The organism is Vallitalea sediminicola (assembly GCF_054408565.1).
Window position 1 is genome coordinate 20,931 of sequence record NZ_BTPT01000021.1, and the last position, 13,791, is coordinate 34,721.

Here is a 13,791-nt window from a genome sequence, read left to right on the forward strand (position 1 = left end):
TTTGGAGTATATTGTTTAACAAAACATTAACATTTACCTGTTGATAACTTTGTGGATAGTGTGGATAAAGTTTTACATAACTTATTTACATATGTTAGAAGTCTGTAATAATATCTAAAAATCAAGTGTTGAAAAAATAATTATAAGCAACCTCATTAATATTATGTAAACCATTTAGCCATTAACTAACCACAGCTCACCTGTTGACAACATTGTGGATAGTGTGGACAACTATCCTTTAATTAGTTCTTCTCCTATAATTCTCACGTCTCCTGCTCCCATAGTTATCAACAGGTCATTTGGATAACAATTCTGAAGTAAAAAAGTCTCTATTTCGTCAAAAGAAGAGAAATAAAAAGCTTGCTTTCCAAGTTTAGTAAGTTCAGATAATAAGTCTTTTGAATGAATTTCGCCAGTATTTTTTTCTCTATCTGAATAAATATCTGTTAATATAATATTATCGGCAGAACTTAATGAATATGCAAAGTTCTTCAAGAAAGCTTTTGTTCTTGAATAAGTATGTGGTTGAAATACAACCCACAATTTATTATGAGGATATTTTGTTGCAGCTGACAGTGTAGCGGATATTTCAGTTGGATGATGAGCATAATCATCTATAACATTTACGCCTCTGATATTTCCTTTATATTCAAATCTCCTGTTTGTGCCGGTAAAATTCAATAAGCCTTGTTTTATATCAACTATATCAATATTAAGGCAATTACTGGCAGCAATAGCAGCTAAAGAGTTGTATACATTATGTATACCGTTGACCTGCAAATTGATTTCTTCTATTTTTTTACCATTAAACATAAGGTCATATGTTGGATAACCATATTCATTATATTTTATATTTTCAGCATGATAATCATTGCCTTGATTTTTTCCGTAAGTAATAATATTGCAATCAAGATCAGTGATTATTTCTTCATAATTATCGATATCACCATTAATTATTAAATAACCATTATCAGGTAATTTATCAGCAAAGGATTTGAAAGATTGTCTTATATGGTTAATATCTTTAAAGTAATCAAGATGATCTTCTTCTATATTAAGTATAATAGAAATAAAAGGATTGAACCTCAAAAAACTATCGCAGTATTCGCATGATTCGGTAACAAAATAATCAGAATGGCCAACACGAATATTTCCATCAATCACATTAAGTATTCCACCTACTGATATGGTAGGATCTTTCTGTCCTTGAAGGAGAATATGTGAAACCATTGAAGTAGTTGTAGTTTTTCCGTGAGTACCAGATACTGCAATTGGATAATTATATGTTTTCATGATTTGTCCAAGTAATTCAGCTCTTCCTATTAATGGAATACCTTTCTCTTTGGCAGTTATATATTCTATATTATCTTCTTTGACAGCTGCTGTATAGATTACTAAATCAGTATCATCAGAAATATTGGAAGCTCTATGACCCAAAAATACTTGCATACCAAGTGCTTCTAATTTTTTTGTTGTTTGCGTGGTTTTTATATCAGAACCAGTTATCTTAAAACTTTTTTGATGTAAAATTTCTGCTAAACCACTCATGCTTATGCCGCCAATTCCTATAAAATGAACATCTAATGGCTTATTAAAATCGATTGTATACATTACTGAACACTCCTCATTTTTATTATTATATTAGGAAATTTTAATTTCTATATTTTTATGATATATGAAACTTCTACCTTTAAGCATATGAAATAAAACCTTTTTTATTCAAAAGCTAGTGATAAACTCTTATCTAATATATAGTATATAAGATTGATTATATAATCGGCACAAAAATAAAAAGGATTTAATATAACTGTTTAAATAAAAGGTAAGAAAATATTCACTTAATTAATATTATAACTATATGAGTTAACTTTTAAAAGAGAAATATAAAAAAATGCTAAAATGAATGGATTCTTTGATTTTTGTGGTATAATATTAAATATGAGATTAAGTATTGGACAGCAATAGAGCGGTATTATTGCTAAATTACCTAAAAAATTTTTACATACAATTTAATACAGCTAAAATATAAAGAGATAAGGAGAATTTTTTGTGGGTAAAAAAGTGAGTAAAACAGATAGAATTGCAGTGATTACTAAATTTTTGGTTGAAAATCCCAATAAAATTTTTACATTAAATAATTTTGTTGATATACTTAACTACGCTAAATCAACTTTAAGCGAAGATATTGATGTTATAGAAGAGGTATTTAATAATTTTGAATTAGGTGAGATAAAATCAATTCCTGGTGCGGCTGGAGGTATTTTTTACAATCCTAAACTTACAGATGAACAAATAGAAAATATATGCAATGAATTGTGTGAATTGATAAATGATAAAAAGAGAATTATTCCTGGCGGATATGTTTATATGAATGATATATTTTATGATCCCAATATTTTACAGAAAATTGCTAAATCACTAGCAGCGCCATATCAAAATAAAAAGATAGATTATGTAGTAACTATAGAGACTAAAGGTATACCACTAGCAATAATGACTGCTAAGATTCTAAACATACCAATGATTGTAGTCAGAAAATCAGCTAGACTTACAGAAGGAACTACCATTCAAATGAATTACATAACTGGTTCCTCAAGAAGGATAAATACCATGGCTTTAGCGAAGCGTTCTATACCAAAAGGTGCTAAAGTATTATTTGTAGATGATTTTATGAAAGCAGGAGGAACTGCTAAAGGTATAACGGATTTAATGAAAGAATTTGAAGCAGAAGTAGTGGGGATAGCAGTAGTCATGTCAACAAAAGAACCTAAAGACAAGATAATAGATGATTATTACTCTCTATTAGAATTTGATGGTATTGATGAAAAAGAAGAAAAAATTAATATATATAGAAAAAATAATAACATATGACGATAGTAATTATTTGATTTTGTTTAGTATATAATAGAAAATTATGATGAAAGCTTGTAATTGATGAGACTGTCTTATAAATATATTTTTTATGGCTATAACTTCCATAAGGATATTTATAAGACAGTCTTTTTCTGCGTTAAAGGAAACCAAAGCCTTCCTTTATAATAGTAGGTTGTCAAAAATTATTAAATTCCTGTAATAAACTTCTAACAAAAGTGGTATTAATATAATAGTGAAAAAAAATAATGAATGTCTACAGCAAGGAGGTAAGTAGTGAAGAGAAAAAATATTATAGCTATGTTATTAGCTGGTGGTCAAGGCAGTAGACTTGGAATATTAACAACGCATGTGGCAAAACCTGCTATAGCATTTGGTGGTAAATATAGAATTATCGATTTTACACTTAGTAATTGTATTAATTCAGGGATTGATACTGTTGGGGTTTTAACTCAATATCAACCATTAAGATTGAATAACCATATTGGAATTGGTATACCTTGGGACCTAGATAAAAATTATGGAGGAGTCAGCATTCTACCACCCTTTGTAAAGAAAAAAACAGGGGAGTGGTATTCGGGAACAGCTAATGCAGTTTTTCAGAATATAGATTTCATTAATAATTATTCACCGGAGTATGTACTTATTTTATCAGGTGACCATATCTATAAAATGGATTATGAAAAAATGTTAAACTATCACATTAAGAAAAAAGCTGATGCAACTATAGCGGTTTTTGAAGTACCTATAGAAGAGGCGCATAGATTTGGAATTATGAATACAGATGATACCAATAAAATAATTGAATTTGATGAAAAACCAAAAGTTCCTAAGAATAATTTAGCATCAATGGGAATCTATATATTTAATTGGAAGATGTTAAAAGAAACTTTGGCAAAAACTAATAGTATGCATCAAAAAAACGATTTTGGGAAACATGTTATTCCTTTTATATTGAATAAAGGGGGTAATTTGTTTGCGTATAAATTTCAAGGATTCTGGAAAGATGTGGGTACTCTACAAGCTTATTGGGAAGCGAATATGGAGTTGATCAAGCTTATTCCTGACTTCAATCTATATGAGACTTATTGGAAAATCTATACTAAAAACGAGATACAACCGCCACAGTATATATCAAGAGATGCTTATATAGAGAAATGTATAATCGGTGAAGGGGCTGAAATAGAAGGTAAAATATATAATTCAGTTATAGGTTCTAATGTTAGCATAGGAAGAAATACAATCATAAAAGATTCTATAATAATGAGTAATACATCAATCGGTAGTGAGTGTAAAATATATAAAAGTATCCTCTCAGAAGAGTCCATAATAGGAGATAATGTACGTATGGGTGTAGGAGAAAATGTTATCAGCATGGATTATCCAGAACTTTATGACTCTGGTATTACTGTAGTAGGTGAAAGAACATGTATACCTAATAATATCACCGTAGGGAAAAACTGCGCGGTTTATGGAAACTTGGATGATAATGATTTACAGGATAAAGTTTTATTAAGTGGCAAATCAATAATTAAGGAAGAGGTGGATTGATGAGAGCTATCGGAATCATCTTAACAGGTGGGAAAAACGAGAAACTTCATGAGCTAACAGATAATAGAATACTAGCGGCTATGCCTGTTGCTGGTTGCTATAGAGCCATTGACTTTTCCTTAAGTAATATGACTAATTCTGGAATTAAAAAGGTAGCAGTTATGACTCAATATAATTCTCGTCCTCTCATAGAACATTTGAGTTCCTCTAAATGGTGGGATTTTGGAAGGAAACAAGGAGGATTATTTATCTTTAGTCCAAACAGATCTCAAAAAAGTAGTTTTTGGTATAGAGGAACGGCAGATGCAATCTATCAGAATCTAGATTATTTGAAAAATAGTCATGAGCCTTATGCAATTGTTTCTTCTGGTAATGTAATATGCAAAGTAGACTTCAACAAGATATTACAATACCATGTGGATAAAAGGGCAGATATAACTATAGTCTGTAAAGATATGAAAAATACTAATGAAGATTTAAAAAGGTTTGGGATAGTTTCAATGGATGAAGAAAACAGAATATTTGATTTCGAAGAAAAACCACTAGAGCCACAGGGATCAATTATTTCTACAGGGATATATGTTGTTAGAAGGCGATTGTTGATTGAGTTAATTGAAGAAATATTATCAGGGGAAAGATATGATATAGTAAATGACATTATAATAAGGTACAGGAAAAAGAAAAAAATATATGGCTATGTACATGATGAATATTTTAATAGTATAGCAAATATAGAATCATATTATAATTGTAACATGGATTTTTTAGAAAAAAACAATAGAAATTATTTTTTTGGAAACTTTCCATACATTTCTTCCAAAGTGCAAGATGAACCTCCTGCAAAATATAATTCCGGTTCTGTCATAAGCAATAGTCTGATATCAGGAGGATGTATAATCAATGGTAGAGTAAATAATTCGATACTTTTTAGAAAAGTTTTTATTGGTAAAAATTCTTCAATTAATAACTCTATTGTACTAGATGGTGCCTATATAGGTAATAATTGTTGCATCGAAAATTCCATAGTTAATACTGATACAGTTATAGGTGATAATTGTACGTATAAAGATAGAAAAGGAAATATCAAAATTGTTGTAAATAGAGAATGCATATATAAGTAGTTCAGATAAATAATTAAAAATGCTGTAATTATACAAAAAAACATTGAACTTTTCTGAAATATGTAATATAATTATTGTGAGTTATCACTAAAGCAAAAATATGTGTGTAAGGTGGAGGGGGACTCTTCCCCTTAACAACAAGTTACGGAAAGGGGTTAACACATGCAAATAACAGATGTGAGAATACGTAAGGTTGCGAAAGATGGGAAAATGAAGGCGGTAGTATCAGTTACTTTTGATAATGAGTTCGTAGTTCATGATATCAAAGTAATCGAAGGAGAAAAAGGATTATTTATTGCTATGCCAAGCAGAAAGGCGCTTGATGGTGAGTTTAGAGACATAGCTCATCCGATTAATTCTGAAACGAGAGAAAAAATTCAGAAATGCGTATTAGAAAAATATGAAACATTAGTACTTACAAACGATGATACAGCTGATGAAATCGCAGTATCATTTGAGGAATGATTTTTCCGGGCACTTCATTATGAAGTGCCTTTTTGTATGGGGAAATATATTGAACTTATTGAAATGGGTAATGTTGCTTTTTCACTTAGTAAAAATAACAGGAAAGAGAATTGTTTAATACATTAATTTGTAAGTTATTTGACTTGCATATATTTAATAAGTGGTGTAAAATGATTAGGGTTAATTAAAACCTAGAGGTGGTGTACAAAATGAGTAGATTAAAAGCAGTGATATTGGCAGCTGGTGCAGGGACAAGGATGAAATCTAAATTACCAAAGGTTATACATAAAATACTTGGCAAGACAATGCTGGATTATGTTATCGAAGCAGCTATGGAAGCAGGTGCTCAGGATATCCTGGTAGTTGTTGGACACGAAAGTGATATTGTTAAGGAAGAAATGTCTTATGATGTAGAATTTGTTCTACAAGAAGAACAATTAGGAACTGGTCATGCAGTTATGATGGCTAAAGATTTCATTGGTGATGAAGGAGATGTACTTATTTTATTTGGAGATACGCCATTAATTACTGGAGATACACTAGCTAAGATGGTAGGTTACCATATAAAGCATAACAATGCGGCAACACTTTTATCTACAATAGTAGAAGATCCTACTGGTTATGGTAGAATCATTAGAGATGAATCGAATACTTTCATAAAAAGTATTGAACATAAAGATGCAACAAAAGAAGAGAAAATGGTAAAAGAAATTAATTCAGGTATGTATTGTTTTGATTCAAAAGAACTGAATAATGCTCTTGATTACTTGACCAATGATAATGCCCAAGGTGAATATTATCTACCGGATACTCTTAAGACTATTATGGCAAAACATTTGAATGTAAATGCTATGATCAGTAATATTTCAGAGGATATTTTAGGAGTTAATTCTAGAGTTCAATTATATCAAGCAGGACAAATCATGCAGCAAAGAATTAATTATAAACATATGGAAAATGGAGTAACTATAATTAATCCTACTAATACTTATATAAGTAAGGATGCTTGTATTGATTCTGATACTATTATATATCCCAATTGTTTTATAGAAAGAAAAAGTATAATAGGAAGTAATTGTATTATTGGACCTAATAGTAAAATAGTAAATTCAAATATAGGAAATAACATAAATATTGAGTCATCAACAATTCTTGATAGCAACATTAGTGATAACACTAATGTTGGACCATATGCTTATATTAGACCTAACTCAAAAATAGGTTCTAATGTTAAAATAGGTGATTTTGTTGAAGTTAAGAATTCAACCGTTGGAGATAATACTAAAGTAGCTCATCTGACGTATATTGGTGATGCTGATGTTGGGAAAAATGTTAATTTTGGATGTGGAACTGTAGTTGTTAACTATGATGGAGTTAATAAACATAGAACAATTATTGAAGATAATGCATTTATAGGATGCAATTCTAATCTAGTATCGCCTGTAAAAGTTCATAGTAATGCTTATACAGGGGCTGGTTCTACAATAACGAAAGATGTACCAGAATACTCATTAGGAATAGGAAGAGCTAGACAAATCAACATTGAAGATTGGGTAAGAAAAAAACGGTAATCTATATAAGGAAATTATTTCTAGTAAGAAATTTAGAAATGGTTTCCTTATGTTTTAAAAATATTATAGGAGGATTCATATGACAAGTACAATTAGGAACAATGACGGCATTAAGATTTTCTCATGTAGTGCTAATCCACAATTAGCGGAGGCTATTGCAGCTGATTTAGGATTAACTTTAGGAGCAGCTGATGTTGGCCAATTTAGCGACGGCGAAACGTATGTGAAGATTGACGAAATTGTTCGTGGTGTAGATTGTTACATTGTTCAACCTACATCGAGCCCTGTAAATGACAATTTAATGGAACTGTTAATTATGATTGATGCCTTAAGAAGAGCTTCAGCAGGCAGAATTACTGCAGTAATTCCTTATTATGGTTATGCGAGACAAGATAGAAAGACAAGAGCTAGAGACCCGATTAGTGCAAGATTGATAGCTGATCTTATACAAGCAGCAGGCGCAGATAGAGCATTAGTTATGGATTTACATTGTTCTCAGATTCAAGGATTCTTCACAATGCCTGTAGACCATATGTTAGGTGCTCCACTACTTGTAAAATATTACAAAGAAAAATTCGCTGATGACATGGATAATATAGCAATGGTATCACCAGATATTGGAAGCGTTAAAAGAACTCGTTCTTTTGCAGAAAAACTAGACATTCCAATGGCTATAATTGATAAGAGAAGACCAGAAGCAAATGTTTCGGAGGTTATGAATATAATCGGTAATATTAGTGGGAAAAAAGTTATTTTGGTTGATGATATGATTGATACAGCCGGAACAATCTGTAATGCAGCAAGTGCATTAAAAGAACAAGGTGCTGTAGAAGTATATGCATGTTGTACTCACGCAGTATTATCAGGTCCAGCAATCGAAAGAATTCAAAAATCAGAGATAAAAGAATTAGTTGTACTTGACACAATTGCTCTTCCAGAAGAAAAGAAGATCGATAAAATTAAACAATTATCTGTTGCACAAATTCTAGCAGAAGCTATACATAGAATCCATTGCAACAAATCTGTTTCAAAGTTATTCGGTTAAAAAATTGACTATTGCAAGAAAATATGGTAATTTGATTATGTTAAAGCCCTAGTTTATACTAGGGCTTTTAGTAAATAAATTAGAAAGGTGATTAGAAATGTATATAATTGCTGGATTAGGTAACCCAGGCATGAGATTTGCAGCAACTAGGCATAATGTTGGGTTTGAAGTTATAGAAAGATTGGCATATGATAATGATATAAAATTAAATAAACGAAAATTTAATGCCGTAATTGGTAGTGGAGTCATAGGTGGAGAAAAAGTAGTATTAGTAAAGCCACAAACATATATGAACTTGAGCGGTGAAAGCATCAGACCGATTATGGATTTCTATAAGTGTACGGAAAAAGATTTGATAGTTGTTTATGATGACATCTGCTTTGAAATAGGAACCATAAGGATACGAAAAAAAGGAAGTGCTGGTGGACATAATGGTATGAAAAACATTATTAGGCATATAGGTACTAACAATTTTGTAAGAGTCAGAGTAGGTGTAGGAGCTAAATGCCCAGAATGGGATTTGAAGGATCATGTACTAAGTAGATTTAATGATGAAGAAATAAGAAATATGGTTGAAGAAATAAAAAGAGCTGGTGAAGCTATAGAAGATATATTAACAAAAGGCATAGATAAAGCTATGAATGTATATAATGTTAAGATTAAACGAGAGGAATGTGATAAATGAGAAGAGCAATATCATTATTGTTAATTATAACAGGTGTTGTGCTCATTGCTTTACCATTAATCGGTAAATATAGGACAAAAAAAATGCAGGAAACTATGTTAGAAGAATTTTATAATGATTTACAGCCTCAAAGTGCACAAGAGCTAGATATCTCAGAACAGAACAATAGGGTTTTGAATGATATATTTGAGTGGGGAGATAAAAATGAAAATCAAGAAAGCATAATTCCAATTGAAGTTGATAAACAATCCCTAGTTAATAATAATACAGATTCTAGAGAAGAATCTAACATAGAAAACACAGAAATTAATACTAATGATGACTCTATCAAAGACAATAATGTCACACCAGAATCTAGTACAGATAATAGCCAAGATACAGAGGGAAAAAAGGAAAAACCAAAGCCAAAGCCTGAAGCAATAGCCATAATAAAGATTGATAAAATTGGAGTTCATTTACCAATAACTAATGGAATTGACCTTGAAACATTAAAATATGCCATAGGATATATGCCGGAAAGTGGTAAATTCGGTCAAATTGGCAATGCAGTATTGGCAGGGCATAGAAGCCATACTTATGGAGTTTTTTTTAATAGACTGAATGAACTTGCTAAAGGAGACAAAATAAGTATAATCACTAAGGATAATGAATATAACTATACAGTCTATGATAAGAAAATAGTTGAACCAGATGATATATCAGTTATGAGAGGAAGCAGCAAATCAAAAGTTATTACATTGATTACATGTGATCCAGTAATTGGTGCTACTCATAGATTAATAATACATGGAAAAATTGATAATTAAGCTAAATATTACTATAAGAATATATAATTGTTTAAAATTGCCTAGAAATATTATATAATAATTGGTATATAATATAATGTAGCTACTTTTGTACATTCTTAATATAGGGAAAATCAGGATGTGATGATTTGAAAACACTAGTACAACCTTTAAGAGAATTAGAGGCTTTTAATAATGCCCTTGAAAAAATCAATAAAAAAATATCTCCTATATATCTAACAGGAGCTATTGACTCGGAAAAATGTCATCTAATGCATGCTCTAGGTGAAAATAAGAATAAACTTATTATTACCTATAATGAACTTAGGGCTAGAGAAATATACGAAGACATGAAGTTTTTTAGTAATGAAAATGTTTTTCTGTATCCTGCTAAAGATATAATATTTTATAGTGCTGACGTACATAGTAATGACATTATTGAACAGCGTATAAATATAATTAAAAAATTATATGACAGCAAAGAATATACAGTCATTCTATCCATAGAAGCATTAATGGATAAGTTAATCAGTAAGCCGATATTTGAAGCTAGTATCATAAATGGTAGGGTTGGAGATGTCTGGAATCTTACTGAGATAAGTGAGAAATTAATGTTTATGGGATATGAAAGAGTATCTCAAGTAGAAAGCAAAGGTCAATTTGCTATTAGAGGTGGAATAATAGATATATTTCCTCCTACGGAAAAAGATGCTTATAGAATTGAATTATGGGATGAAGAAATAGATTCAATAAGATCAATGAATGTAGAGAGTCAAAGATCAATAAGTAAAGTTGATGAATTAGAGATATACCCAGCAAGGGAAGTTATCGTAGATAAAGAGAAAATAGCCAAAGCAATACAAAATATAAAAAAAGATAGAGATCAGCTGATTAAGACATTCGAAGCAAATAATAAAAAAGAAGAAGTAGATAGGATAAAACAATCTACCTCTATTTTGCTAGACAAAATTAATAGTCAAAAAACATTTAATGGAATTGAAGGCTATATTGAATATTTTTATGATGAGACAGTTTCATTTGTGGATTATTTTTCTAAAGACACATTAATATATATTGATGAACCAACAAGAGTAAATGAAAAATGGGAAAGTACCCAAAAAGAATTTAATGAAAGTATTATCAATAGATTTGAAAAAGGTTATTTATTAAAAGGACAGACTGAAATACTTAGAATCATAGATGAATTAATATACAAATTTGAAGATTATACATGTGTTTTGCTAAGTACATTACAGCAAAAGACGGATAGATTCAATTATAAATATAACGTTAATTTTTCAGTTAAATCCATCAATCCATATCATAAAAGCATGGAGATATTAGATAAGGATTTAAAATATTGGAGCAGTAATAAATATAGGACATTGCTTCTTACAGGGTCTAAAACTAGAGCAGAAAGACTATCTTATGAATTGAATGAAAGAGGTATTGACGCATTTTACTTATCAAAATTAGACGCGACGATTCCAAAAGGAAAAGTAGCGGTTAGTTATGGTAGTCTTCACAAAGGGTTTGAATACCCGCTTATTAAGTTTGTCATAATATCAGAAACAGATTTAGTAGGGAAAAGTAAAAAAAGGAAAAAGACCAAAAAGAAAAAGTTCAAAGGAAGTAGAATAGAAAGTTTTACGGAGCTAAAGATTGGCGATTATATTGTTCATGAAAATTACGGAATTGGTATTTTTAGAGGAACAGAAAAAATTGAGATTGACGGGATTAGCAAAGACTACATCAAAATATCCTATAGGGATGAAGGCAACTTATATATATCAACCAGCCAATTAGATGTTATTCAAAAATATATTGGTTCAGAAGGAAAGAAACCAAAATTAAACAAATTAGGGACAAATGAATGGAAAAAGACTAAAAGTCGTGTTAAAGGTATTGTAGAGGATCTTGCAAAAGATTTAGTAGGTCTATATGCTAAGAGACAAGCAAAAGAAGGTTATGAATTCACTACTGATACTGTATGGCAAAAAGAATTCGAAGAAATGTTTCCATATGAAGAGACTGATGATCAGTTAATAGCTATAGAAGAAACCAAAAATGATATGGAAAGTAAAAAAATAATGGATAGACTAATCTGTGGTGATGTAGGCTATGGAAAAACAGAAGTAGCTATAAGGGCTGCATTTAAGTCGGTTCAGGACGATAAACAGGTGGCGTATCTAGTACCTACCACCATATTGGCGCAGCAACACTATAATAACTTCTTGCAGAGAATGAAAGATTTTCCTGTAAGAGTGGAAATGTTATCAAGATTCAAAACTCAGAAAGAACAGAAAAAAATAATAGATGATACCAAAAAGGGTTTAGTTGACATACTAATAGGTACCCATAGATTAATATCAAAAGACGTTATATTCAAAGACCTTGGATTACTTATTATCGATGAAGAACAGAGATTTGGAGTAACCCATAAAGAAAAAATCAAAAAAGTTAAGCAAGATATTGATGTATTGACTCTAACAGCAACCCCTATACCAAGAACTCTTCACATGAGTCTGATAGGTATAAGGGATATGAGTGTGCTCGAAGAACCACCAGAAGAAAGACATCCAATTCAGACTTATGTGCTTGAGCATAATGAAGAATTGATCAAAGATGCTATGTATAGAGAATTATCAAGAGGTGGACAAATATATTATGTCTACAATAGAGTGAAAAAGATTGACGAAGTGGCTGACTGGATAAGTAAGATGGTACCAGAAGCTAATGTGGCATATGCTCATGGACAAATGAATGAAAGAGAGCTTGAAAATATCATGTTTGAGTATATTAATGGTGATATTGATATACTTGTATGTACAACAATCATAGAAACAGGTCTTGATATTCAAAATACTAATACAATAATTATTCAAGATGCAGATAGATTAGGGTTATCTCAACTATATCAGTTAAGAGGTAGGGTTGGAAGGTCTAATAGGGTTGCATATGCATATTTATTGTATAAAAAAGATAAAATATTACAAGAAACAGCTGAAAAAAGATTACAAGCTATAAAAGAATTCACTGAATTTGGTTCAGGTTTCAAGATTGCCATGAGAGACCTTGAGATTAGAGGAGCCGGTAATCTTCTTGGAGCAAGCCAACATGGTCATATGGAGTCAGTTGGTTATGATTTGTATTGTAAATTATTAGAAGAAGCAATTCAAGAAGTTAGCGATGAGAAAGTGGAAGAACGTTTCGAAACTTCTGTAGAGTTGAATGTTGATGCTTTCATTCCATCTACTTATATAAAAGATGAAATAAGAAAGCTTGGAGCATATAAGAAGATAGCAAGTATTGAAGATGAAAAAGATTATTATGATGTACAAGAAGAGCTTGAAGATAGATACGGAGATCTGCCGAAATCAGTTATTAATCTATTAGATATTGCTATTATGAAAGCTATAGCTAATAAGGCAGATATCGTAAATATTGAACAAAAAGGCGAAGATATTAAGTTTGAAGCTAGAAAAGATGCTAGGATTAATCCAGACAAAATACCTGAGCTATTAAATAAATATAGAAATCAATTGTTTTTTACAATCAATAAAGCACCATATTTTACTTATAAAAGTAGTAGAGTTGATAAAAAACAATTTTTCAGACATATTAAGAATGTATTACAAGACATAAAAGATTTGAAGGATTCACAGGATTAAACTATAATGAAGATAGACATATAATT

Annotated in this window: 10 protein-coding genes; 9 read left to right on the forward strand and 1 reads right to left on the reverse strand. The window is 30.5% G+C overall.

Features of this window, described 5'->3' with window-relative positions:
* Nucleotides 1–231: 231 nt before the first annotated feature.
* Nucleotides 232–1,611 (reverse strand): UDP-N-acetylmuramate--L-alanine ligase, encoded by a 1,380-nt coding sequence (gene murC, locus ACX6CF_RS09570; protein WP_458785103.1) that lies wholly within the window; start codon nt 1,609–1,611, stop codon nt 232–234.
* A gap of 438 nt (nt 1,612–2,049) precedes the next feature.
* On the opposite strand from murC, the gene purR reads away from it, so the two are divergent.
* The 9 genes from purR to mfd all read left to right on the forward strand — a co-directional run bounded on the left by purR (nt 2,050) and on the right by mfd (nt 13,765).
* Nucleotides 2,050–2,871: a pur operon repressor gene (gene purR, locus ACX6CF_RS09575; protein WP_458785104.1), complete on the forward strand. Its 822-nt coding sequence runs from the start codon at nt 2,050–2,052 to the stop codon at nt 2,869–2,871.
* A 276-nt stretch (nt 2,872–3,147) separates the two neighbouring features.
* Nucleotides 3,148–4,422 carry a glucose-1-phosphate adenylyltransferase gene (locus tag ACX6CF_RS09580; RefSeq protein WP_458785105.1) on the forward strand — a complete coding sequence of 425 codons (1,275 nt, stop codon included), beginning with the start codon at nt 3,148–3,150 and terminating at the stop codon, nt 4,420–4,422.
* A complete protein-coding gene (gene glgD / locus ACX6CF_RS09585) occupies nt 4,422–5,543 on the forward strand; it encodes a glucose-1-phosphate adenylyltransferase subunit GlgD (protein ID WP_458785106.1) in 1,122 nt (373 codons plus the stop codon). The genes ACX6CF_RS09580 and glgD overlap by 1 nt, the downstream gene beginning before the upstream one ends.
* A 162-nt stretch (nt 5,544–5,705) precedes the next feature.
* A complete protein-coding gene (spoVG, locus tag ACX6CF_RS09590; RefSeq protein WP_113673174.1) occupies nt 5,706–6,008 on the forward strand; it encodes a septation regulator SpoVG in 303 nt (100 codons plus the stop codon).
* Between the two features lie 209 nt (nt 6,009–6,217).
* Nucleotides 6,218–7,579, forward strand: a complete 1,362-nt coding sequence (gene glmU / locus ACX6CF_RS09595) for a bifunctional UDP-N-acetylglucosamine diphosphorylase/glucosamine-1-phosphate N-acetyltransferase GlmU (protein ID WP_458785107.1) — start codon at nt 6,218–6,220, stop codon at nt 7,577–7,579.
* A gap of 79 nt (nt 7,580–7,658) precedes the next feature.
* A complete protein-coding gene (locus tag ACX6CF_RS09600) occupies nt 7,659–8,624 on the forward strand; it encodes a ribose-phosphate diphosphokinase (RefSeq protein ID WP_458785108.1) in 966 nt (321 codons plus the stop codon).
* A gap of 97 nt (nt 8,625–8,721) precedes the next feature.
* Nucleotides 8,722–9,309 (forward strand): aminoacyl-tRNA hydrolase, encoded by a 588-nt coding sequence (gene pth, locus ACX6CF_RS09605; RefSeq protein ID WP_458785109.1) that lies wholly within the window; start codon nt 8,722–8,724, stop codon nt 9,307–9,309.
* The gene (locus tag ACX6CF_RS09610) at nt 9,306–10,115 is read left to right on the forward strand and encodes a class D sortase (RefSeq protein WP_458785110.1); all 810 of its coding nucleotides are present in this window, start codon (nt 9,306–9,308) and stop codon (nt 10,113–10,115) included. Before pth ends, ACX6CF_RS09610 begins: the two co-directional genes overlap by 4 nt.
* 128 nt (nt 10,116–10,243) lie before the next feature.
* Nucleotides 10,244–13,765, forward strand: coding sequence for a transcription-repair coupling factor (gene mfd / locus ACX6CF_RS09615; RefSeq protein WP_458785111.1), 3,522 nt, complete (start codon nt 10,244–10,246; stop codon nt 13,763–13,765).
* Nucleotides 13,766–13,791: the final 26 nt, after the last annotated feature.

Excerpts from the sequence above, each read along its gene's own strand:
- murC (WP_458785103.1), bottom strand. The coding sequence starts at position 1,611 with ATGTATACAATCGATTTTAATAAGCCATTAGATGTTCATTTTATAGGA.
- glgD (WP_458785106.1), top strand. The coding sequence starts at position 4,422 with ATGAGAGCTATCGGAATCATCTTAACAGGTGGGAAAAACGAGAAACTT.
- spoVG (WP_113673174.1), top strand. The coding sequence starts at position 5,706 with ATGCAAATAACAGATGTGAGAATACGTAAGGTTGCGAAAGATGGGAAA.
- glmU (WP_458785107.1), top strand. The coding sequence starts at position 6,218 with ATGAGTAGATTAAAAGCAGTGATATTGGCAGCTGGTGCAGGGACAAGG.
- ACX6CF_RS09600 (WP_458785108.1), top strand. The coding sequence starts at position 7,659 with ATGACAAGTACAATTAGGAACAATGACGGCATTAAGATTTTCTCATGT.
- pth (WP_458785109.1), top strand. The coding sequence starts at position 8,722 with ATGTATATAATTGCTGGATTAGGTAACCCAGGCATGAGATTTGCAGCA.
- ACX6CF_RS09610 (WP_458785110.1), top strand. The coding sequence starts at position 9,306 with ATGAGAAGAGCAATATCATTATTGTTAATTATAACAGGTGTTGTGCTC.